Raw genomic sequence first — 23,424 nt, 5'->3', positions numbered from 1 at the left:
TTTCTAATGGTAAATTTCAATAACACTTGCTTCATTTAATAATGAAAGCACCTCGTCTTTTTGAACTTCCATTCCCCCTTCTCGATAAGGGTTTTCTTCAAACTTAAACGGAACTTCTTGACCATCGATAACTATTTTCGCTGACTGATTTGGATAAAATTTATATGTGACAGGTTTATCAAACAATTGGTAAGTTAGTGTTAAACCAGACAATTTTTCTGGTAACATGGGATCAAAAACCACGCTTTGTGCCTTTTGCCGAATCCCTAAAACAGCTGTAATTAATTGATTTAAATAAATTCCCGGCCCGCTTGAATAAATTCGCCAGCCACCTTTTACCCCAATACTTCCATCTTTTAGTTTACCAAAATTTTCTTGTGATTCATACCTTGTTTTAAAATCGCCATCGGAACTACTAAAATAGGCATTGGCTTGACGTAACTCTGCATTGTGAACCACTTCTTTTAATTGAACTGGATTGATTTGCATTAATGCTTGCCAGGTTTTGTCTCGCTGACCAATTTTCGCCATCGCTTCTGTATAGCGAATGTGCGCATGAACATACTGTAAGCCAATTTCGCGACCAAAATTAGCCGCCTGTTCTGCTCGTTTAAAATTAGTGCTCACACCGCCTCGATAGTTCGCTGGTTTGTTCATTAAACGCACGCCATCAGGAAACGTTAATTCTTTTTCAATAATTTCTAAATGATGACTTACTTGTTCCGGTGTTAATAATTCAGCTAACATACTACGAGTCATTGGCAATAATCGATATTGAATCCCTGTTTTTTGGTCATTTGGGTGAATCATTTGTTCAAAAGTTTCTGGTGTTTCCATATAAATAAACCCTGGAATCGTTTCATCCGCCAACATATATTTTTGAAAATCGTTCTTTATTCCTGCGACTAAAATTGCTAAGTGCTGACTATAAGTAGCATCGATTTCCGTAATTAAAGCCGCAAATTTTTTCAATACTTGATACGTTAAGGCAACGGTCCAACTACTAGCCATTTGCTCTTTAAGACGATTATCATAAGGTTGTAACGTGTCATCCCAATCGCCGTCACCGTAACAGGATAGAAAAGTTTCTGGTAAAAAATGTTGTTCAATATAATTTATTTCTTTTTTCAAATGTTCAAATAAAGATGCTGTTTCTTTTGTTTTGTGATTATCTTTGCGACTTGTATAAGGGATTTCCGTAGCTAAGATTGAATAATCTGCGGTTTGTTCCAAATAATCAGTCACTACTTTCAACGGCCAGACGATAATATCGCCATGGCTTTCACTGGCTTTTTGTTCTTCGTATCGGTCAAACATAAACCATTGCGGCCAGTTGCCATCGTCCTCAAATTGATTTTCAAATAGATGCTGAATAATGGAGGCCACGATCTTAGGCTGTTGCGTCGCAAAGAAAAATTCTGTCGGTCCTTGCGACACATCTCGTGTGCCCCAAGCTGCTCCACCATATTGTTCTAAGCCATGTGGCGACAAATAATGAACGAGCATATTATGAGTATACCAACGAGTTAATTGATTCATTTGCTGCACACTTGAGTCTGTGTGTGTTAACTCAAAATGATGCAACAAGCCATTAATGAATGCCAAATATTGACTTTCTGCTTTTTCAAAATCTAATGGTGTATTAACTAATGCTTGGTCCTCTATACTGCCCGTAATAAGTAGTGAAAATTTTTGGGTCTTTTCGATTGCCAAGACTAATAAGTCCGCTTCAGCTCCACCAAATAATGTGCTATCGGTTACTTGAAATGATTTATCAACTGTCAATGTATAGGTTAGTTCTGGGTAATAATTTTCTGTAGCAGAATGATTTCCCGTCACTCGAAGCGTTTTGCCAGTTTGTTCTAATTGATAGGTTGGTACTTCTTCCGGTCCTAATAACAAATGGTTAGAAACAGCCCACATATATGCATCCTTTTGACTGGTCACTTCCAATTGAATCACTCTTGAATCAGGCGAAGTGAAGGTGCGTACACGAATTGTGTCCTTTGGCAACTTATAATACCACGTAGCAGAGTTCAACCCCATTTCAAAAGCAGAAGGCATTGTTAGTAAGCGCCATAAGCCATTCTCTAAAATGTAGATTCGTTGACCAGAGCGTTTCATAACGTTTAAAGCGTTTCGGCTATTACTCATTAATTTGTTCATGGTCGTATTTCCTAAAACTACTTGTGAATTGAAAATGCCATACATATACACTGTCGTACTAAGCAAAGGTTCGTCAACCGTTAAGCCTTTACCACTTAATAAAATGTGGCCATGCGCTCTTTCCATGGCAATTTCTTTTTCTTGAAGAACAACATGATGGTAATTTTCCGTGAAAAAGGAATACGTCTGACCTGCTACTTTTTCAATTTGTGTCTGAAGGGGATAAAGTGCGGCCAACTCTTCTTCTGTTAATGGATTTCCTGTGATAGGTTCTCCTAAAAGTTTCGTAGGAGAGTCCTGTGTTTCTTCTAATGAATCGAATGTCACAGTTTCATAAATAGCTTGGAAGGCTTCTTTCGATAAAAAAGGTTCAGCTAATGCTTGCGGATGTGTTTCTGTTACCGCACCATAAAAAACAAATTCCTTACTTTCATTCGTTAATTGGACGGCTTCCGTTTGTAAAGCGGTGTAAGCAAATTCATATTGATAGACTTCATTTGCTAAATATCTTTTCCCCAATGCTTCTGGTGTGTTTGTTTGTTTAAATGAACGTCCGAAAAATTGATAGCCGTCCGTTGAGTAGCCTACTAATTTTTGAAAACTCCCTTGAATAAGGGCTGGAAACTTCTCATTTTGCGGTTGATTTTGTCTCGATAAAACAACAAGCTCTTCGCCCTCTTGCCAAATGTGATGATCAAGATACTGCGACACATACGCTTCATTTGACTGAACGGCTCCTTTGGTCGCTAAGCCAATATCTTGACCATAAACAATATCTACTAAGCCAGTTCCAGTGACATTAACCCGCCAGAACCATTGATTGCTTGGCCCCAAACGAAAGTCAACTTGGTAACGAACCGCTTCAAATTCGCCCCGCCATGTCAATTGGTTATCTGAAAGATAAAAATCACTTTGACTGTTGGAACCAATCATTGGTCGATAATTAATTGTGTCCCCTGTAATTATCCGCAAATAGAGTTGGTTCATACTGCCGTCTAAAGGATTACCTTCTAATTGATTAATCATCATGCCACAGCTATTCAATTCTTTTAAATCACCTGTCTCTAGAAATGTAGCAACTGTGTCTGCTTGCTTAAGCTTCTTTATCTGCATAACTTATCCTTCCCATCTTATTCATTTAACGTGACTGTTGCGGTTTGTACATCGCGACTATTTCCACCAATCATTACGATAAATTCACCTGCATCACTGGTTACCTGATTGTCTGAATGAACATAGCGCACCATATCCTCTGAAAGAAGAAACTGAACTTCTTTTTCTTCCTTTGGTTCCAGCCAAACTTTTTGGAAATCTTTTAACTCTTTAATTGGGCGAACCACTTGTCCCACCAAATCACGTACATAAAATTGCACGGTTTCCTCTCCAGCGATTGGACTGTTATTTCTTACTAAAACAGAGACCGTGACTGGTTGTTCTTTGGTAAATGTTAATGCACTTAGTTGAATTGGTTGATAAGAGAAATGACTATAACTTAAGCCAAATCCAAAGGGATATTTAGCGTAATTAGAGACATCTAAATATTTAGAAACATATTTTTCTTCTGGTGCTGACTCATAAGGACGCCCAGTATTGTCGACATTGTAAAAAATTGGCACTTGACCAACCGTTTCTGGAAACGACATACTTAAACGACCACTTGGATTGTACTGTCCCCACAAAATTTCTGCTAGCGCATTGCCCCCTTCTGTTCCAGGTTGCCAAGCTTGCACAATTCCTTTTGCAACATCTATCCCTTGCAAATCTAAGGGCCGGCCACTGTAGACCGTGACAACAACATTGGGATTTTTCTCAATAATTTGTGCAACTACCGCTAATTGTTTTTCGGGTAGACGAATATCACTGCGACTGGCAGCTTCCCCACTCATCCAATCTGTTTCGCCTAGTGCCACTACTACTTTATCTGCTTGACTAGCTAACGTTAAAGCCTCTTCAATGGCCGCCGCGGTCGGTTCAAAGTAATCAAAGGGTTCTTGGGCAACTAGAAGATTTGTGGTTAATTTTTGGGCCCCAGCCACGAGGGAAATGGCTTCTTCTTTCTTTCCTTGCCATGACCAAGCCCCTAAAATATCTTGTGATTGGGCCCCTGGGCCGACAAGCGCGATTTTTTCTTGCGGTGTAAAAGGCAAAATATTTTCATTTTTTAAAAGAACCATTGATTTTTGAGCAATCTTTTTAGCTATTTCTCGATGTTCTTTGCTTAAAATCACTTCTGCTTCCGCTTGTTCATCCGCACCACGATAGGGATTTTCAAATAAGCCTAGCTCATTTTTTAGTTTTAAAATTCGCATAACTGCTTCATCAATAAGTGTTTCAGCAATCCGGCCTTCTTCAAGTAATTCTTTTAAATAATCTGGATAACACGTGGTCATCATTTCAATATCTACACCAGCTTTGATAGCCAATTCTGCTGCCTGTTTTTCATCTTTGGCAACGCCATGAGGAATTAATTCTTTAATCGCTCCCCAGTCTGAAATCACAACCCCTTCAAAGCCAAATTCATTTCGTAATACGTCTCTAAACAGCCATTGGTTGCCTGTAGCAGGAATCCCATCCACTGTATTGAAGGACGTCATGACAAGTTTTGCACCCGCATCTAATCCAGCTTTATAGCCAGGTAAATACATTTCTCTTAGCTGCCGTTCAGACATATCTACCGTATTATAATCCCGACCAGCTAAGGCACCACCATATGCCGCAAAGTGCTTCACGCACGCGGCTACTCGCCAATTGTCCTCTTTTAAATTTTCTCCTTGGTAACCTCTAACCATTGCAGCAGCTAAGCGGCTGTTGAGTAATGGATCTTCACCTGTTGACTCCATGACACGTCCCCAACGTGGATCGCGCACTAAATCAACCATTGGTGAAAAGGTTACATGTAATCCTGAAACAGCAGCTTCTTTTGCTGAAATCTCCGCCATTTTTTCAACCGCTGCTTCATCCCAAGTGCTTCCTAAAGCCAAAGGAATCGGAAAGATGGTTCTGAAACCATGAATAATATCCGCCATTAAAAGTGTTGGAATATTTAATCGATGATTTTGCATATATTCTTTTTGAACACGTTTTGCTTCGTTTGCACCGGAAACACCTAGTGTTGTCCCCGCCGTATCAATCGTTTCTTGACTTAGTCCTAGCTCTGACATAGGGCCGGTCTTTTCTTCTGCTTTATCTGAATAAAACGCTGCTGCTAATTGTAATAATTGATTAATTTTCTCATCAATTGTCATTTCTTCGACTAATTGAATCAGTTGATTTTCTTTCATACTCTCACCTTTCTTCAATACATACTTCTGCTTCTAAAGGAAAATGGTCGGAGGGAAAACGTCCATCGATACTATCTGTTAAACTTGCGGTTTGCTGTACTTGCCAACCTTTTACATAAATATAATCAATTTCTTCTAATTCCGCCCAAGGCTTTGTGTAAGTAAAATTTTGAAATGTTCCTCTTGGGCCATAATGAGTAGCTAAATTTTTGCTATCTTGAAATTTTTTTTGAACAAGTTGATGAACCTCTTCCCCCGACTCTGCATTAAAATCGCCCATTAATAAAGTTGGATACTGTGCAATTTTGTCATGTAACTCCTCTAAGATAACGGTCATTCCTGCTAAACGAGCATGAGCTGAAATATGATCCAAATGAACATTGATGACTAAAAAAGGCGTATTTTGAGTCGTTTCCTTAAATAGTCCCCACAAAGCAATTCTTGGACAGCCAGCTTCAGGATGGATACTTGGCTGCTGAGGTGTTTCAGATAACCAAAAATACCCTGTATCAATAGCCTTAACTTTTTGTTCGTTATAGAGAATCGCTAGTCCTTCTCCTTGACCATCCCCTTCTCTTTCCGCAGAAAGACAGGTGAATGTTGTATACGCCTTTAAATCCCTGACTTGATTCGGTCGTACTTCTTGAATACAACAAAGGCTCCAATCATGAAAATTAATTAACTGACAAACAGCCTCTTTACGAAAAAACCATTGCCAATCTTGGTCATACTCTGTATCTACCCGGACATTATACGTAGCTATTTTCATTTTTAACCTCCTGCAATAGTTGTTGAATTTTACGCATCTCACGACGGATCTGGGTTGTTTCACCGCCGCCATGGCCTTTTTTCCAATACACTCTGACTGCTTTTCTTGCCTTTATCTGATGATAAGAAGGGAAAAAATCTTTCATTGGACATATCGGATCGTGACTCCCAACAGAAGCAAAGACTGGATTTTTAATTTGCGAAACAAAGTGACGACTATCAAAATAAGGAAGGACTGCGGCAATTTTTTCATGCGCTTGAGGATGCTCTTGTAAGTACTGATGAATAATTTGATACGAACCCGTTCCTTCTGCTACTCTATTTTCTAAACAAGAATGACTTGGAACATCTGCAAAAGTAGCTAAAATCGGGAAGTCGACTAAACTGTTCACCATTAACACTACGCCACCCCCTTGGGAACCACCACGAAGAATGATTTGGTCCTGATTAATTTCAGTAAAGGTCCGCACCACTTCTACGCTACGTAAATGGTCGGCAAACAAGCGGCGTTGGTACCAATCTTCTTTGTCTAGAAATCCTCGTCCCATTGGTGCTTCATGCCAAATTGTTTGATATGGCACGCGATCTTTGGTTAATCCCCCTTGACCTCGATTATCAATGACAAAACAAGCACAACCAATTTGTGTCCAATGAGCAAATTGCCAAGGTTCTTGAATATGATTCATATAGCCTAAACAGTCAATCACTATTGGCTGTTTCCCCGCCGTTTTAGGAAGTAACAAATAGCCAAAGATGCGCTCACCTAGGAAACTTAAAAAGTCGACCTGTTCCACTTGAACATTTTCCAATGGATAGTCAATGACCCGCCGATGGATATCTAGCGGTATTTTTTGAAGTTCTTCCTTTGTCTTTTCCCAAAACTCAAAATACTCATTCATGTTCCACACCTAACACTTTCTGAAAAAACGCAACTTGAAGAAAAGCCGTTGTCCCGAATCCTAACGCAATATATAAAAACAAATTAAGCTTATAGAAAAAAACAAACGTTAAAAGAGGTAAAATAAACAAAATAATCGCATTTGCACTATTACTTAAGACCACATAAACCGTCTCACCTAGTGTCTTTTTAACGGACCAATTAAAAACGGAAAAGAGAAAAAGAAAACTCGTCAAAAATAATGCAACAAAACTTAATAGAAAAATAGCTAAGAAACCTAAACTAGTGGCTATTTTAAATAAACTTGTTACGACAATACCGCCCAGTAAAAAAGCAACGAACAAGACACCTGTTAAAATAAAACCTCGCATGATGTTATTTTTTAATGCTGTCCAAAACGTTCGCAAAACAGGAATATCTTTTTCACGATACAAACGATAGATCGTTCGATACAACGCAATTAAGCCGACACCGCTAAAGATGCCTGTTATACAGGTAATTAAAAAGAGAAAATTAATAATGATCAAGTTGGCAATAAAAGAAAAAATCCGATAATACCAACCTTCATATGCAAATAGCTTATTCATATTAAAAGAGAAAAGCGGATTTCTCGTTGCTTTATCCGCTTTTCTCTCCTCCTCTCTTACTTAAGTTTGTCTCTGTTTTCCGCCATTTTCTCAGATTTTATTTTTTCAATTGCATCCCATTTATTTGATTTTAAGAATGCTTTGTAGTCTTCTAAAGATTTGTCAAAGGCTTTATCATCTTTCGCACGAATCATTGAAATAACGGTTGTATTTAGTTTGGTTTCAATCGCTTCATTCGCCCGAGCTTCCGGCGTTCCCGCATCTGGATTAATATTTTCAATTACGAAATGTGGGACTAATTTTCCTTTGCCCCATTCTTGCATTTGCGTTAAAGCACTTTCCATTGGCACTTTTAGTTTATTAACACGATCATTGTTAAAGTATAGGAAACGACTAATGCCATATTTTTTGTTATAGGCATCATTGTCTGTTTGTTCTAATTTTTTCACTTCTGGTAAATAATCAATTTTTCCTTGATCATTGTACGCATAAGTAACTCCTTCAACGCCATATTTTGTTAAAATTTGTCCTGGTTCATCAATTAAATATGTGAATAGTTGAGTGACTTTCGCTGGATCTTTCGCATCTTTCGTAATGTAATTACTTAACCAACCTGAAATGCCGGTTTGATTTAATGTTGGTTTTCGGCCAGAAGTGCTACTTGGTCCATCAATGGCTATATAACGTGTGCCAGATTTTTTCATAAATTCTGTAAAGTTCCCACCTTGACCGCTGGTTCCAGCAACGAGCATGGTTGCATAATTTCCTTGTTTCACTTTTTCATCAAACGTCGCCCCATCATCTGTGAAGCTATCATCACTAATATTTCCTGCTCGGTAAACATCATTAAATGTTTTTAACCATTCTAAGTATTCTTTATCTAAATTTCGATCATAGTATTTACCATTTTTATCCTCTAAAGGAACACCTAAGAAGTCTTGTAATTTGTCTAAAAATGGTCCTGCACCATCGCCCACTGTGGTGAAGCCCATTGGGGTCATCTCAGGATATTTTTCTTTAATCTGTTGCATGACTTTTTCAAAATTTTCTGGTGTTGAAACGTCTGGCTTGCCTAATGCATTATAGACATCTTCACGAATAACAAAATTATCATTTACTGGGATATTTCCACTTTCATAATCCGCTTTTGTATTAGAGTAATTAGGGTAACCATATGTTTTTCCATCCTCTAAGGCATACCATTTAAACGTATCTTGGTTAACAACTTTCATTAAATAGGGGTCATATTTTTTAGCTAAATCGTTTAAAGAATAGGCCCAAGAATCTGCTTTCAATGCTGCTTGTCCAGTTTTTTCAGTTAATGTCACGATATCAGGCATATCTCCACTTGAAATCATGGCATTTAATTTTGAATCATCGCCGGAAATAAATTCAATATCCACATTTAAGTCTTTTTTAATCTGCGCAGTGGTCACATCTTTCCCAAAAGGTAGCGCCGTCCAATCTGAGTTAATATACCATTTAATCTTGGTCGGTTCTTTCTTCTTATCTAACTTCCAAGCAGGCGTCTTTTCATCTAATTCATACCGATCCTTAATTGAGACATCTGAGGCTTTCTTTTCCCCACCGCTACATGCCGCTAAACTAACGACCGCCGTTGCCACCAATAAACCGCCTAAAACTTTTTTCATATTGTTCCCTACTTTCTTTATTCTTTTACTGCACCGGCCATCATACCGCCGATAAAGTGTTTTTGTAGTAATGGATAAATGATTAAAATTGGTATCGTTGTAATGACAATTGTTGCCAGCTGAACACCACGTGTCGTTGCCTGCACCACCATATCTGTACTGCCGCTCTCTGTCATGGTACTCAAGTTTGATTGAACAATAATTTCATAAATTTTCATCTGCAATGGATACAGATATTCTTTGGTAATATATAATTTCGTGGTCATAAAGTCATTCCATTGACCTACCCCATTAAATAAAATAATGGTGGCTAATGCCGGTTTTGTTAAAGGTAAAAAGATTTTATAAAAAATTTGAAACTCACTGGCGCCGTCTATTTTGGCGGATTCTTCTAAAGATGGTGGAATTTCTCGGAAAAAGTTCATTAAGATAACTACATCATAATAGCTAAATAAAGCTGGAATGATATATACCCAGAAGGTATCTAAGAGTCCTAATGACTTAATCAAAAGATACGTGGGAATCATGCCCCCACCAAAGTACATTGTAATGACACCCATCGTTGTATAAATATTACGCCCGACTAGTCTAGATTTACTAAGTCCATAAGCAACAATTGCACAGAACAGCGTATGCGTCGACGCACCGATGACTGTTTTTAAAACAGAAATCAAAAACGCTCGCGGAATGCTACTATCCGAAAAAACTTTCCGATAATTTTCTAGCGTAAATCCTTTCGGCCATAAAACCAAGCCTTTACCGGCTAAACCCGAACTTGACGAAACTGAGGAAACTAAAATATTCCAAATTGGCACGATAATTAATAAAGAAAACAACACAAGAATTAACGTATTGAAAAAGTAAAACCATTTGTTTTCTTTTGATTTTCTTTTAATCACAGCTGTTGCCTCCTTTATAAAATAACCGACCGACCATTGTTCATTTTTCTAGTAATGCGATCTGTAATGACTAATAAAACAATTGAAATAACAGAAATCCCTAAACCAACTGCCGTCGCATAAGAAAAGTCCCCTTGCGTTAGCCCCATACGATAAACAAATGAATTAATTACTTCTGATTTGTTTTGGTTTTGAGCATTCATTAAAACCAACGTTTGATCTAAGTTCGATCCCAATAAACCGCTAACATTTAGAATTAAGTTCAACGAAATAATCGGCGCTAATAAGGGCAAAGTAATCGTTCGGATTTGTGTTAATTTTGAAGCACCATCAATTCTCGCGGCTTCATAAAACGTTGGATCAATGCGAGACATACCAGCAAGATAGAGAATCGTGCCCCAACCTACTTCTTTCCACAAATCAGAAAGAACAGCAATCCACCAATACTTATCAGGATCTAACAAATGATTGACGCCCTGATTCATTAAGCCTAACGACATCATGACTTGGTTGATAAAGCCATTTGTTGAAAGCCACGAAATCAACATCCCGCCTAAAACGATCCAAGAAAAAAAGTGCGGAATATAAGAAATTGTCTGAATCACTTTTTTTAAATGTCCATCTCTCATTTCAAAAATCATTACCGCTAAGATAATCGGAATAGCGAATCCTAAAAAAAGTTTCATTAAACTAATCGCTAAGGTATTACGAACTGCTTCCCAAAAAAAACTATCTTCCATAATGATTCGAAAATTTTCAAGTCCAACCCATGGTGCAGAAGAAACCGTATCAACAATCGTATAATTTTTAAAAGCAATGATAATTCCATAAATTGGAATGTAGTTAAAGACAATCATGAATGCTACACCCGGAAGTACCATCCAATGCAATTGCCGCTGATCATAAAACTTTTTTAGTTTTTTCATAAGCAGGGTTCCTTTCTTTTTAGTGAAACGTTTCTACAAACAGATTATACATTCACTTCAAACGGTTGTAAACCCTTACATTATGGTTTTATTTAAAAATAACAGCATTAAAAAGCGCTATAGACCATTTATAAAGAAATTATTTCCCCTGCTTCTTTTTCCATAAAAATACTCTTTTCTAGATATTTTAAAGCATTTTATAGAAACGTTTCACCAAAATATGAACATCTTTTTCTTAAAAATAATTCTGTTAAATAACAGAAAAAAGTCTGGTCGGATTGACCAGACTTTTTAAATATAGATAGTAAAATGTGTAATTTCAGGGATCACCCCAAAACGGGCATGAATGGCGGTCGTTCCTAAGCCTGTATTAACATATAGTTGCGTTTCTTGGTCCAACTGATACAATCCTCTGGTATACTTTTCTGCTAAAACATTTGTGATTGGATAAAAAGGAATCCAAATTTGTCCGCCATGGCTATGTCCTGCTAAAACTAACTGTGTACCCGTACCAACAAATGCATCCGCGACATCTGGTTCATGGGTCATTAATAACGCATAGTCATACGTTTCTCGATAGGATAATGTTTCTGAAACGGAAGGATTTCCTAATAACGAGTCATCTAAACCACCAATAAAAAGACGGCGTCCATCTGCTAAGGTTACTGTTTCTCCTTGGTTTTTCATAACGGTAAAGCCACTGGCCTCCATGACTTCATCATACACCGCAGAAGCACCGCCACCATAATCATGATTTCCCCAAACTGCATATTTTCCAATTGTCGCTTGTAACTGTTTTAACTTTTCAATCATCGGTTCTTTTTGTTGCGGATTTTTGGCATAATTGTCAAATAAATCACCTGTAAAAACGATAATATCTGGTTTTTCACGATTGACTTTTTTTATGACTTTATCTAACCGCTTCGTCTCATAAAATTCTGAAACTTGTATATCCGAAAGTTGCACAACATTCAATGGTTCTCGTTGATTTTTCTTTCCCAAAGTCACCTGATTAACGTGAACTAAATTCGGCTCAATCTTCCACGCATAGATTGGGAGTGCGATAATTAAGAAAAAAAATAAGAGCATTATACTTAAACCAATTTTTTTAACCACATCACTCGCTCCTTTCTTTTCTTTGATTTCCGAAGACTTAGTATAGAGAAAAATCTTCTTAACCACAATCTAAAACAAAGGAAATTAAGGCTTTGTTAAACAACCTAAAGAATTTCCACAATCTCTTATCCTTTTCTTAGCTTTTTTATAAAAAAAGCTAGATAATTTCATCTGTCGATGAAATTATCTAGCTAGAACATTCTTCTCTTAATGATGATGTTTTCGAAACGTTTGATAACCAATTAAGCAAAATAAAATCCCCAATAAAATCATTCCAGTTACTGAAAATAAGCCTGCTAACATCTTTCGCATCCTCTCTGTTGCTAAACTTCCTTATTTGTAGCCACTATTTCTTGTTGTAAAATTGGTTGAAATAGACGACGTTCTGCTAATTTTCTTGCTAAAATTGCTTCACTTTTTTTCGTAAAGATACCTAAGTTATGGCGCTTGCCTTTCAAAGAGATATAAGCCAGCCATTTCCCAGAAGCGGTCTGGCTCACTCCTTTGTGTCCACTGCTATTATTTTTGGGGCGTTTACTTTGTAACTTCCCTGGAATTACGCCAGCAACTCTTTGTCGGTAATCCTTCTTTTTACGATGACCGCAACTTTTGGTATGGCCATTCAACAAATTTTCACAGCGAACCCAGCAAGATTGTCCGCACGAACACAGACAATACGCTTTCATTGTCTGTTGAATACTTTCGATCCGTACCACGACTAATTCATGATAGTTTTTTTTCAACATTGTTTGATAGCGATGGTGCGCACATTTGGTTCGATACCCACGAATTAGTTGTCTTCTTGAAGCTTCTGCATAGCTCCCACAAGAACAGCGACAGGCCCAAACAATCAGCCCTTCTTTTCTTTTTGCTGTTGGTGCTACTACTGTCAACTCACCAAACTTTTGACCAGTTAAGTCATTATAGTTAACTGCTTGTCTCAATTGACTATCCTTCGTATTCTTGTTCTCGCCACATCTCGATTGGGTCTCTCTCATAGTGCTCATTTTTCTGAGTCTCTCCCTTTCTTAGTTCTCTGACCACCTCAGCAAATACTTGCCAATCTTTTGTTTCCGGCAAATGACGCCATGTCAATTGACGACACCGTACTTTCGAACTATAAAAATCGGACAAATACAAATCGGTTTCTAAGGTTAATTTGTGATCAATCATGACATCCATATAATTGAAAGAAGCAATAATTTTTGCAATAAAGCGGTTATAATCCTCCCCACCAGAAAAATCAACAAATACATGAATCGTTTTTTCAATTGCGCAAAAAGACCGGTCATTTAACAAACAAAACATAAAATCATAATATAGATGCACGCGTTCATACATTAAAAATCGTTTTTGATGCAGCGACTCTGTCTTTTGTATAAAACCATCTAAGGCACGATGAATTTGAGGAAACCTCTCTTCAAAGAAACTGCTCTGCTTGGCGGGAATAAATGCAGCCACCGAAAAGTATAGGCGGTCCCAGCGATAACAAATCAACTTTAATTTTTCTTTTGTTTCCACCGTAATTCGCTTTTCAAAGAAAGGAATAACACTATTCATATGATCAATAAATTCGTCTAACATGGTTAACTTATCTGGAAAAACAATCGGACTATCAATGTATTCATTTAAACTTAAAAAAAGAAAAATATATGAAGTCTCTTTGCCAAAATCCTCTTTAAAAAGAGGTGTTTCGCTTGTATAGATTTTTTCAAACGCGTGCTGTAAACAGCTAGGCACATGAACTTCCGTAAAAGAGTCCACTACATGATCAGAAAATACACGAAAACGTTGGATCGTTAAAAGAATAAATAGTTGTGCGCTTTGATTAAGACTAAACGTTCTTTGATACATCAGTTGTAAATCGTTTATAAATCGTTTAATGCCAGGACTATTTTCCAGCAAAATGTTAGGCAGCCTTTCTTGATTACTTCCATAAAAATAATACAAGCATTGAAAACAAAAACTTCGGATATTTTTCTCTTCTCCAACCAAGCCTGTTGACTTTAATTTAATATGCCAATTAGCTAAAATCAGATTTAGTTTATACGAGAAGGCATAAATTTTGCTTTTGCTCATAAAATGAATTTGAGAAAATTCTTGAATCGTGTGCTTTTGATAGAGGCCCACATCAAGAAGCAACTTGGCCATTAGTGATTGATCAAAATAATATTTTCTTAAGGCTTGATAATCAATTTGCGATAATTTTTGCGCACTAATCAGTCCTTTAGCTGGAAAAAGAATTTGACTCCTTGAAGAAATCTGTGTACATTCATAATTTATTTGACGGCACAACGATTCTAACTTTTGAGTGGATAAATCAAAATATCCATAAAATTCTTCTTTTAATAATGGACCTTCACTATTCATAAAAGTTTGATAAATAAGTAATTTATCTCGGAATTCTTGGTCTAATAATTCATCTAACAAAGTAGTCACATTTTCAACTCCAAACTATCACGCCTTAAGTATCTATTTTTTTGACAAGACGTGAGTGTCAATCTTGCTTATTTTTTCCACAAATTTAAAAATGATTCTTTCAATATTTAGGAATCTTCATAGAAAAGTATTATTTTAACCAAAAAAAGCCCCCTTGCGTCACCAAGGAGGCTTTTTTTGTTATTTTTTTACTTTAAATTTAAAGAAAAGCTGATTTGTTTGACTAATTTTCTGTTTCTTTTCTAGCCTATTCGTCAAAAATGATTGAAACTTTTGGTTCGTCTTCTATACTATCTTCCTATAAAGTTCTTACTCTTTTAAGTATCAGCTTCTGTCAATAAAAGTCCTCATTTGGCATTGCTAATCTGAATACAGTATGACTACTTGTTGCCGCTATTTTTTGCTGTTATTTTACTCTTTAATTGAAGCGCTAGAAACGCTGTCAACTGTTGGCTTTTCGGTCGCTGACTCTTCTTCATGGACTGATGCACTTGAGACACTATCTGCCGTTTCTGGTGCTTCTTTTTTGGAGGCACCACTGACTGCATCGACGTTTTTTCCACCGACTAATTCTTGCCCTGTTTGTTTTAAATACCAATCAACAATTGGTTTAAAGTCTAAAATATACTCATTAATTCCCGCGTAATTTCCATTATCATCATACATCGCTTGATAGTTATGCACTACATAGGTATCTGGTCCGTGCATTGGAACATGAACGCGAATAGCATCTGTTTTTCCTGACCGTAATTGTTGAATCACCCATTCTACATTTTTCAATGCTTTTGGCGGATGGCAATTCGCTAATGGATTACCAACTTGTCCTGGTTGCCGTTTAGCAAACATTTCTTCAGCAGCCATTTTTTTATTGTAATATAAAAATTGATTATTACTGTCTGCGTAAGTCAATTCCATTGGCATTGATTTTAAGAAATAATTTAGCTGATCTACGGTTAAAATGCCTCGATCTAATTTTACGTATGTGTCGCCTTCCACAGCCTGAACCGCTTCTGCTGCTTGTTCTACCCAATCATCTGCTGCCATATCAACCCCTTCGATCGTTGTTTCAATGGTTCCTTTTGCATGTAAATCCTCAGGTAAGTCTTTTGGCTTAGCCCCTTCTAATTTTGAAATCACATCAATGAATTCCACGAATTTTTGTAATGTGCTTTCTAAAAATTGACGTGTTCCCTCCGCAATTAAGTTGCCGTTTTCATCAAATGCTTCTTTCGCTTTTCCTAATAAAAACTCGTTTCCAGGCATCACGATTGCATTGACACCAGGTGCATCAAGAATTTGACGGAGATGTAATTGCGCACGCGAGGTTCCTTGATCATAATAAGAGCAACCAACAATCATTACTGGTTTATTTTCCAGCGGATGAATTTTGAAAGATAACCATTCTAACACACTTTTCAAACCGGCAGGAATGGTATGGTTATGTTCGGGCGTCGCAATAATTACGCCGTCTGCTTGTAAAATTTTGCGATTCATATTCTGAATCAAGACACTGTTCGTTTGATCCTTACTTTGATTAAACATTGGAATATCTTTAATTTCTAAAATTTCCAAGTCGAACATTTTATAAAACTCTTTGCCAATATATTGCAGTAGTAACCGATTATAAGAAGAATCAGCATTTGATCCGACGATCCCAATTAATTTCATTTTATTCACTCCATTTCGTTAAATCGTTTCCCATGAGAAATTTTCTGCTTCTTTTTTATTTTGCGCATGCGCATGTTTCAGCTGTTCTGTAATTTCAATAAATACACAAAAATCTGCAAACAAACCAGCTAGTTTATCTATTTGTTCTGAATCTTTTAACGCATTGTTTTCATCAAAAGCTTGTAAGGAATGCGCTAATAGAAATTCAGAGCTTGGCATAATTCGTGCTTTCAATTCAGGAGCATCTAAAATTTGACGCAGATGCGCTTGTGCTCTAGAGGAACCTAACGTGCCATAGGATGCACCAGTAATCATAACTGGTTTATCAACAAACGGAAAAATCCCGTAAGATAACCAACTTAGGGCATTCATCAAAGAAGCCGGCACCGCATGGTCATATTCAGGCGTACTGATAATGACGCCATCTGCTGCTTCAATTTTTTCAGCAACCGTTTTAACTATTTCTGGCAAAACTTTGTCTTCTGGCTTGTTAAACATAGGAAAGTCAACAATTTCAACTAGTTCAATGTCAGCCTCCTGCGCAAAATAGTGTTGCATAAATTGCAAAAGTTGACGATTGGTTGATTGCTCTGAGTTCGTTCCTACTAAGCCGATAATTTTTTTCATAATGAGCTGTCCTTTCTTTTTCGGTTCTATGAATGGATAATGTGAAGAGTATCTGCTAACCCGCTGCTATATAAAATTTGCTGGTCTTGTGTAATGATGACTCCTTCAATCCCATCTAGTTGATTGAGGATTTCAAGCGCTTCTGGAATTGGATAACCAAATAAACGCGTTGTCCAAATCTCACCATCCACTGAAGCATCCGAGATAATTGTGATGCTGGCCATTTCAGTTTCCAATGGGTATCCGGTTGTCGGATCCAACAAATGGTGATAGACTCGCCCAGCTTCGGTTAAACTTCTTTCATAAATGCCCGACGTCACAACCGATTGATTAGCCACTTCGACAAGTAAGCTGATTGTTTCTCTGGATTTTTGCGGATTGCGAATACCAATTCGCCATTTTTTGTTTTGATGCGTAGAGGGCCCCAATGTCACAATATTGCCGCCCAGATTAATCAAAGCAGACGTCACATGGACTTCTTTCAAATAGGCAATTAGTAAATCAGCGATATAGCCTTTTGCTAAAGCCCCCAGATCTAATTTCATTCCTTCTTCTTCCAAAAAAACCGTTTGTTTTAATGGATTTAAGTGAATCTTTTCTGGATTAATTTTTTTCAAACAGGCTTTAATCTCCTTTTCTGACGGGACACGGGCATCTTTAAAACCGATTCGCCATGTTTGAACTAACGGGCCAATGGTAACATTCAAATGACTAGCTGGATCACAACTATGTTTTTTCCCTAATGCAATTAATTGATACAACTCTGGATGAACGCTGACTGGTTTTTGCCCAGCTTGTTGATTGACAGCCATCAGTTCCGAAGTTGAATCATTTGCACTAAAACGTTGTTCATAAGTGATCAATCGTTGATGCACTTCTTCTAGAATTTTTTCGGGTTCTTCATGGTCTACAAATACATCTATTACTGTGCCCATCAAATAAATAGTTTGACTTTGTTGCACCTCAAGACTTCCTCTCCACGAAAGATTGTGTTTTATTTCACATTTATTTACAAATGAATCATACGCCTTTATTTGATGCCAGTCAAGTCATTTATATATTTTTTTATATAAAATAACGACCTTAAAATTTTCATTTAAGGTCGTAACGTGTCTTTAACTCTTTTAAAAAACGCTTTTTTTATTATATTTTTAAAATAAATATATAATTTTCTATATAAACTAATTCTCCTTAGATAAAATTGTTTCTTTCAATGTTTGAATTGCTTCCAACAAGATGCGGTTTTTATTGATTTTTGCATACGCGCGGGCATCTTGTAGTAGTTCTAAAATTTGCTCTTGCGGCTTTTCTTCAGCTAAGGCATTTTTCGCAAGTTGGAAAGCTGCTCTTGCCAAGTAATACGTGACGTGATTATCAGAACAGATGGAAATCGCATACTCTAACAAAGCATCACTTGTTTCTAAATCGCCTTTTTCTGCATAAAAAACACCACAGTGAAAGACAACATTTAATACTCGCCAAGTATCTTCCATTGATTGAATAGTATAGAGATAAATTTCCTTGAAGACCTTATTGAAATAAAATTCGGCTTTCTCAATTTCGCCTTCTTTGGCATAGGCCATGCCAATTCCAGTAAAAGCTAACAAACGGTAAATATCGCTCGTGTATTTTTGCTCTTCAAACAGAAGTTTTTCAAAGGTAAATAAGCAATCCATCAACGAAGCATTTTGAAAAATCATGACAAAGCCTTGTAAATAATAATATTCTAATAACAGTTGGGAATCTTTGATTTCATCAAAAGGAATATTTTTTAAAATTGTTTGCAATTGGTCATGTTCGCTGGTAATCAAGAAGAATTCTGCTTCTTCCATTTTTTCAAGAATTTCAGGTTGTTTAATCCCTACGCGCGGGAAGAGTTCCCCCAAAGGTAGCTCTAAACGATTACATAGTTGGATCAATATTTTTAAAGTTGGGACTTGACCATTCTTTTCAAAGCGACTAACCGTAACTTGCGTACAAATCCCTTTAGCCAATTCACTTTGCGACAAACCACGTGCTTTGCGTTTTTCTATAAACCGTTGTATATTCATTGCTTTTCCTCTCATTCTCATCTTCTCAAACTTACTATAATACAACTTACCTTAAAAATATATATAGAAAAAGAAAAATGTTTATAACAAAAAAGAACACAGACAACTCTTTCATTAAAAGTTTGTCTGAGCTCTATTAGAACCTGAATCACTAAACGTCAATTCAGCGTTATTTAATCAATCCGATACGTCATACTTGCTTTGTTTAGAGAGCAGCTCTTTTTTTAGCTTCTTTCACAAACGTATTCATGGCCTGATATAATTTTTCCTTGATTTCTTTGAGATTAGCTTGTTGTAATTCTTTATTGGCAACTAACTGTTGACCGTTCACCCAAACGGCTTCAACATTGCTAGCATTTGCTGAATAAACCAACGCTGAATAGGCATCAAAAATCGGAAACATATTAACTGATTGCGTTTCAATTAATGTTATATCCGCTTTTTTGCCCACTTCCAATGAGCCGACTTGCTCCGCCAAACCTAATGTTTTAGCGCCCCCCATCGTTGCCAGATAAACAATTTCTTTCGCAGGAAACAAGGAGCGATCTTGGTGTGCTGTCTTATGAAAATTCGCAACCATGCGCATTTGGGTGAATAAATCTAATGTATTCCCACTACTAGGTCCATCCGTGCCTAAACCGACAATAATCCCTTGATCAAGCATTTGCTTAATTGGCGCTACGCCTTTGGCTGATTTAGTATTCGCACCGATACAATGAGCGACACGCGCTTTTCCATTAGTAGCAGCTAAACTCGCAAGATCTTCATCTGTTGCCAAAATACAATGCGCTAAAATAAACGGCTCGCTCAAATAACCCAGTTCTTCTAAGAAAGCAATTGGTGTTTTTTGATAGGCTTTTTCAAACTCAGCCATTTCATAAGTCATTTCAGCAACGTGCATGGTCACAGGAACTTGGTATCGCCGACTAAGTTCAATAATTTTTGCTAACACTTCTGGTGAATTGGTATTCGGTGCATGCGGCGCAAGCATAGGCGTAATCAACGGATGTCCTTGCCACTTGCGAATAAAGGTTTCCGCGTAAAAAAGACCGCCTGAAGGTTCCGGACTATCACAAGTGGGCATATCAATAATCGTCTCTCCGAGCAAAGCACGAACACTCATTTTTTCACAACTTTTAGCAATTTCATCTTCAAAATAATACATATCACAAAAGCTCGTAATACCACTCAGTAACATTTCAGCAATTGCATAATCACTACTGCATCCTACTAATTCTTTTGTCATGAATTGTTCTAATGGAAAAAGAAAACGCCGGAGTCGATCTGGCACATCGTCTCCTAACGAACGAAACGGAATCATGCCTACATGGGTATGCGTGTTAATCATCCCAGGCATTAAAATTCCATTTTGACCATCGATTACTTGATTTGCAGCCACTCGCTTTTCATCAAGTGTGGTCATTGATGCTAATTCCACAATTGTGTCTTCTTCAATCACTAAATAGCCGGCTTTGATTTCTGAAAATTGCTCATCCATTGTTAGTATATGCACATTTTTAATGAGTGTTTTCATGCAAAAGAACTCCATCCTCTGGAAAAACTAATGGATAGAAACGTTGTGACTTCGTATCCATCATCCCAAAATCTGTCACTTTAATGGCTGGCGAGACAGGCAATGATAGTGTGGAAAAGGACATGATTTCATTCATATTTTGATAGCCTAACGCTTGCATAGCTTGTCGAACTTTTTGTAAAGAAGCGCCTAATTGTTCAATCGGTGCTTGCGATAAAATCCCACCAATTGGTAAAGGACAAGTTGCCATCACTTGCTGATCCGAAGCAACCAAATAGCCGCCTTGCATCGCTAATAATTCATTCTGCGCTAACAGAATATCCTCAATCGTATTACCCATCACCATTAAATTATGATGATCATGGGCCCAGGTTGTCGCAATGGCTCCTTTCTCGGAAAGGGGTTGATCCATTAAAGAAAAAGAAATATTACCATTTTTTCCGTAACGTTCCATCACAATTAACAAGGCACAGTTGGCTTTTTGCCATTGTAACAATCCATTTTCAACAGGAATTTCTTTTGTAATTCGCTCTGTAAATGTGCCAATTTCTTGTTTTTGAATCACATTACAACGAACTGTTTCTTTTGTTGTAGCCACCTTTAAAAGTAAATCTTCTTCTGTTAACTTTTTACATTGGATGGTTTGTTGATAAGTGGCTGGAAACTCTTCGATTTTTTCTGGGTAATGGAAGGGCTCGCCTTTTTCAAAAACAACCTTTCCAGATTTATAAACCGTAGTAATATCAAAACTTTCTAAGTCATTTAATAACAAAAAGTCAGCTTTTTTACCAGGTGCAATTTCGCCACGATCATGGAGACCCATTCGTTTGGCCGGCGTATAAGTTGCCATATAAATGGCTTTTTCGATAGGCAATCCTGCATGAACGGCTTTTTTGACATTTTCATTTAGATGACCTTTTAGCAAATCATCAGCCATCACGTCATCCGTGATAATACTTGCATAATTGTAGAAGTCATTGTCTACTATCACCTGAATGTTTTCAGGAGTGATTGATTTATTTTGAAATTGAATAAAGACGCCCGCTTCAATTTTTTCTTTTAACGTTTTAGGAAATTGATGGGTATGATCTGAAGTGATACCACTATATAGAAAATCTGCTAACTCTTGATCTTCGATTTTAGGACAGTGGCCTTCTAAAGGCATGGTTGGTCGTTGTTTTTGACACAAATCGATAATTTGACGAATTAAAGAATCTGGCTCATAGGAAATCCCTTTAAAATTCATGGCTTCCCCTAAACAAATCACTTTTGGCTCTTTGAGTAATTCTGCTACTTCTGCTAAGCCGATAATCCCACCAGTTGTTTCTAATTCGGGAGTGGTCGAAGGAACCGAGGAAGGAATTGCGTGAAAGATATCTAGTTCTGTTTCAGCGGCCATAAAAGCTTTTAAGCCTTCTAAGCCAAATACGTTAGCCATTTCATGGGCATCGGCAATCACCGTTGTCACACCGTAACGCACTACTGCTTTGGAAAAAATAGTAGGTGTCGTCATGGAACTTTCAATATGCATGTGTGCATCAATTAAGCCGGGAATCATCCATTGATTCTCGGCATTAATTGTTTTTTTGGGCTGCAAATTGACGTTCTCTTCTTCATAAATGTAATAAAATTTATCATTTTTAATCGCAACATTTCGTTGAACGAATGTTTGAGTGACTGTTTGATACAGCCACACATTTTTTAGTAATACATCGACGTTCATTTTGTCCCTCTTTTCTAAAACTATTGATTCATCGTCCGATTCCATTGATCAATCCAATCCGCTAGTTGACTATTAATAAAATTAAAATCGACTGTTTTGGCACGTTCGGCAATGGCACCATATGTTTTATTTTTCGCTTCTTTTTCGCTTAACGTTACTTGTTGATTTGTAGGTCCTTCATTTAACGAAATCGCTTTGGCCTTTTGTGATTCTTCACTAATCCGTGCGTTAACAAATTTAAAGGCGGTTTCTTTGTTTTGTGCTTTTTTAGGAATATTGACTGTATTATAGTTGGCATACGTGCCGCTTTCTGGAACGATATACGTCACGTTTTCTGCTGCGCCTTGAATAATATCAACCGCAAAATCAGCAACCACAGCTGCTTCAATTTCACCAGATTGGAACATATTAGCTAAGTCTGACGATTTTGAATACGTTTTAACAACGTTTGGTTTTAATTCTTTCATCGCTTCAAAAGCGGCCTTCCCGTTATCTTTTGTAATATCTTGACCAGCATGTTCACTAGCAACGTATAACATTAAAGGACCTGCCGTCGTGGCAACGTCTGGAACAGAAATTTTACCTTTCAAATCAGCTGACCATAAGTCATCCCAGTTTTTAATTTCTTTGCCTAATTTTTCTTTGTTGTAAACAATCCCGATACTGTTTACAGCGATTGGTACGCCAGCACCACTTTCAAAAACCTCTTTTGCTCCCGGCGTTAACTGACTTAAATTAGGTACTTCTTTTTCTGTAATTTTTTCAAATAACCCTTCTTTTCCACCTTGTGCTGCATTTGCTTGTGCTAATTCAATGACATCAATTCCCGCATTGGGATTATTTTTTAATTTCGTAAAGCGGTCTGCGCTATTGCCTACTTCTAAGGTAACTTTCGCTTCATTCTCTTTTTCAAACGGAGCGATAATGTCTTTTTTGACAATATCTTCACTTAATCCGAAAGTTGAAACGACTAAAGCATTACTTCCACCTTTGCTCTCGCTTTTCGTAGTTGCTTCGCTGTTTCCACAAGCAGTCATTAATAACGTTGCAGCGACTAATGTCCCTAAAATTACGCGTTTTTTCATTTTT

General features: G+C 37.2%; 18 protein-coding genes. All 18 read right to left on the bottom strand.

Going from position 1 to position 23,424, the window contains the following annotated elements; translation table 11 throughout:
• Nucleotides 1-3 precede the first annotated feature (3 nt).
• The 18 genes from IGK82_RS05315 to IGK82_RS05230 all read right to left on the bottom strand — a co-directional run bounded on the left by IGK82_RS05315 (nt 4) and on the right by IGK82_RS05230 (nt 23,420).
• On the bottom strand, nt 4-3,279 hold the full coding sequence (locus IGK82_RS05315; protein ID WP_016622259.1) for a GH36-type glycosyl hydrolase domain-containing protein: 3,276 nt from the start codon (nt 3,277-3,279) through the stop codon (nt 4-6).
• A gap of 17 nt (nt 3,280-3,296) precedes the next feature.
• Nucleotides 3,297-5,447, bottom strand: coding sequence for a glycoside hydrolase family 3 N-terminal domain-containing protein (locus IGK82_RS05310; protein ID WP_002391620.1), 2,151 nt, complete (start codon nt 5,445-5,447; stop codon nt 3,297-3,299).
• A 4-nt stretch (nt 5,448-5,451) separates the two neighbouring features.
• Nucleotides 5,452-6,216, bottom strand: coding sequence for an endonuclease/exonuclease/phosphatase family protein (locus IGK82_RS05305; RefSeq protein WP_016622260.1), 765 nt, complete (start codon nt 6,214-6,216; stop codon nt 5,452-5,454).
• On the bottom strand, nt 6,197-7,114 hold the full coding sequence (locus IGK82_RS05300) for an acetylxylan esterase (protein ID WP_016622261.1): 918 nt from the start codon (nt 7,112-7,114) through the stop codon (nt 6,197-6,199). Before IGK82_RS05300 ends, IGK82_RS05305 begins: the two co-directional genes overlap by 20 nt.
• The gene (locus tag IGK82_RS05295; RefSeq protein WP_002357898.1) at nt 7,107-7,700 is read right to left on the bottom strand and encodes a DUF624 domain-containing protein; all 594 of its coding nucleotides are present in this window, start codon (nt 7,698-7,700) and stop codon (nt 7,107-7,109) included. The genes IGK82_RS05300 and IGK82_RS05295 overlap by 8 nt, the downstream gene beginning before the upstream one ends.
• Nucleotides 7,701-7,756: 56 nt before the next feature.
• On the bottom strand, nt 7,757-9,352 hold the full coding sequence (locus IGK82_RS05290; protein ID WP_010709358.1) for an ABC transporter substrate-binding protein: 1,596 nt from the start codon (nt 9,350-9,352) through the stop codon (nt 7,757-7,759).
• A 17-nt stretch (nt 9,353-9,369) separates the two neighbouring features.
• Nucleotides 9,370-10,251 (bottom strand): carbohydrate ABC transporter permease, encoded by an 882-nt coding sequence (locus IGK82_RS05285; RefSeq protein ID WP_002357901.1) that lies wholly within the window; start codon nt 10,249-10,251, stop codon nt 9,370-9,372.
• Between the two features lie 14 nt (nt 10,252-10,265).
• On the bottom strand, nt 10,266-11,177 hold the full coding sequence (locus IGK82_RS05280; RefSeq protein ID WP_002382199.1) for an ABC transporter permease: 912 nt from the start codon (nt 11,175-11,177) through the stop codon (nt 10,266-10,268).
• A 291-nt stretch (nt 11,178-11,468) separates the two neighbouring features.
• Nucleotides 11,469-12,359, bottom strand: a complete 891-nt coding sequence (locus IGK82_RS05275) for a metallophosphoesterase (RefSeq protein ID WP_002384670.1) — start codon at nt 12,357-12,359, stop codon at nt 11,469-11,471.
• Nucleotides 12,360-12,616: 257 nt separating this feature from the next.
• Nucleotides 12,617-13,291: an AP2 domain-containing protein gene (locus IGK82_RS05270; protein ID WP_029660011.1), complete on the bottom strand. Its 675-nt coding sequence runs from the start codon at nt 13,289-13,291 to the stop codon at nt 12,617-12,619.
• Nucleotides 13,242-14,732, bottom strand: coding sequence for a helix-turn-helix domain-containing protein (locus IGK82_RS05265; RefSeq protein WP_002380194.1), 1,491 nt, complete (start codon nt 14,730-14,732; stop codon nt 13,242-13,244). Before IGK82_RS05265 ends, IGK82_RS05270 begins: the two co-directional genes overlap by 50 nt.
• A 411-nt stretch (nt 14,733-15,143) precedes the next feature.
• Nucleotides 15,144-16,400 (bottom strand): NADPH-dependent oxidoreductase, encoded by a 1,257-nt coding sequence (locus IGK82_RS05260; protein WP_002360528.1) that lies wholly within the window; start codon nt 16,398-16,400, stop codon nt 15,144-15,146.
• An 18-nt stretch (nt 16,401-16,418) separates the two neighbouring features.
• Complete coding sequence (locus IGK82_RS05255) at nt 16,419-17,027, bottom strand: NADPH-dependent FMN reductase (protein WP_002357907.1); 609 nt, start codon at nt 17,025-17,027, stop codon at nt 16,419-16,421.
• 26 nt (nt 17,028-17,053) lie between these two features.
• Entirely contained in the window at nt 17,054-17,989 is a 936-nt protein-coding gene (locus IGK82_RS05250; protein ID WP_010710168.1) for an FAD:protein FMN transferase, read from the bottom strand.
• Between the two features lie 219 nt (nt 17,990-18,208).
• Entirely contained in the window at nt 18,209-19,099 is an 891-nt protein-coding gene (locus IGK82_RS05245) for a helix-turn-helix domain-containing protein (RefSeq protein ID WP_002385979.1), read from the bottom strand.
• Nucleotides 19,100-19,283: 184 nt separating this feature from the next.
• Nucleotides 19,284-20,612 carry an amidohydrolase gene (locus IGK82_RS05240; RefSeq protein WP_016622263.1) on the bottom strand — a complete coding sequence of 443 codons (1,329 nt, stop codon included), beginning with the start codon at nt 20,610-20,612 and terminating at the stop codon, nt 19,284-19,286.
• Entirely contained in the window at nt 20,596-22,380 is a 1,785-nt protein-coding gene (locus IGK82_RS05235; protein ID WP_002384673.1) for an adenine deaminase, read from the bottom strand. Before IGK82_RS05235 ends, IGK82_RS05240 begins: the two co-directional genes overlap by 17 nt.
• Complete coding sequence (locus IGK82_RS05230; protein WP_010819336.1) at nt 22,356-23,420, bottom strand: ABC transporter substrate-binding protein; 1,065 nt, start codon at nt 23,418-23,420, stop codon at nt 22,356-22,358. Before IGK82_RS05230 ends, IGK82_RS05235 begins: the two co-directional genes overlap by 25 nt.
• Nucleotides 23,421-23,424 lie beyond the last annotated feature (4 nt).

Origin of the sequence: Enterococcus sp. AZ197, assembly GCF_050556405.1 — a bacterium.
Taxonomy (GTDB): domain Bacteria; phylum Bacillota; class Bacilli; order Lactobacillales; family Enterococcaceae; genus Enterococcus; species Enterococcus faecalis.
Note: the sequence above shows the minus strand (reverse complement) of the source record. Positions and strands in the feature narration are given on the sequence as shown.

Bases quoted from the DNA above. Each gene is read 5' to 3' on its own strand.
- IGK82_RS05240 (WP_016622263.1), bottom strand. From the start codon at position 20,612: ATGAAAACACTCATTAAAAATGTGCATATACTAACAATGGATGAGCAA.
- IGK82_RS05235 (WP_002384673.1), bottom strand. From the start codon at position 22,380: ATGGAATCGGACGATGAATCAATAGTTTTAGAAAAGAGGGACAAAATG.
- IGK82_RS05245 (WP_002385979.1), bottom strand. From the start codon at position 19,099: ATGAGAATGAGAGGAAAAGCAATGAATATACAACGGTTTATAGAAAAA.
- IGK82_RS05290 (WP_010709358.1), bottom strand. From the start codon at position 9,352: ATGAAAAAAGTTTTAGGCGGTTTATTGGTGGCAACGGCGGTCGTTAGT.
- IGK82_RS05255 (WP_002357907.1), bottom strand. From the start codon at position 17,027: ATGAAAAAAATTATCGGCTTAGTAGGAACGAACTCAGAGCAATCAACC.
- IGK82_RS05300 (WP_016622261.1), bottom strand. From the start codon at position 7,114: ATGAATGAGTATTTTGAGTTTTGGGAAAAGACAAAGGAAGAACTTCAA.
- IGK82_RS05315 (WP_016622259.1), bottom strand. From the start codon at position 3,279: ATGCAGATAAAGAAGCTTAAGCAAGCAGACACAGTTGCTACATTTCTA.
- IGK82_RS05260 (WP_002360528.1), bottom strand. From the start codon at position 16,400: ATGAAATTAATTGGGATCGTCGGATCAAATGCTGATTCTTCTTATAAT.
- IGK82_RS05280 (WP_002382199.1), bottom strand. From the start codon at position 11,177: ATGAAAAAACTAAAAAAGTTTTATGATCAGCGGCAATTGCATTGGATG.
- IGK82_RS05310 (WP_002391620.1), bottom strand. From the start codon at position 5,447: ATGAAAGAAAATCAACTGATTCAATTAGTCGAAGAAATGACAATTGAT.
- IGK82_RS05230 (WP_010819336.1), bottom strand. From the start codon at position 23,420: ATGAAAAAACGCGTAATTTTAGGGACATTAGTCGCTGCAACGTTATTA.
- IGK82_RS05295 (WP_002357898.1), bottom strand. From the start codon at position 7,700: ATGAATAAGCTATTTGCATATGAAGGTTGGTATTATCGGATTTTTTCT.
- IGK82_RS05270 (WP_029660011.1), bottom strand. From the start codon at position 13,291: ATGAGAGAGACCCAATCGAGATGTGGCGAGAACAAGAATACGAAGGAT.
- IGK82_RS05305 (WP_016622260.1), bottom strand. From the start codon at position 6,216: ATGAAAATAGCTACGTATAATGTCCGGGTAGATACAGAGTATGACCAA.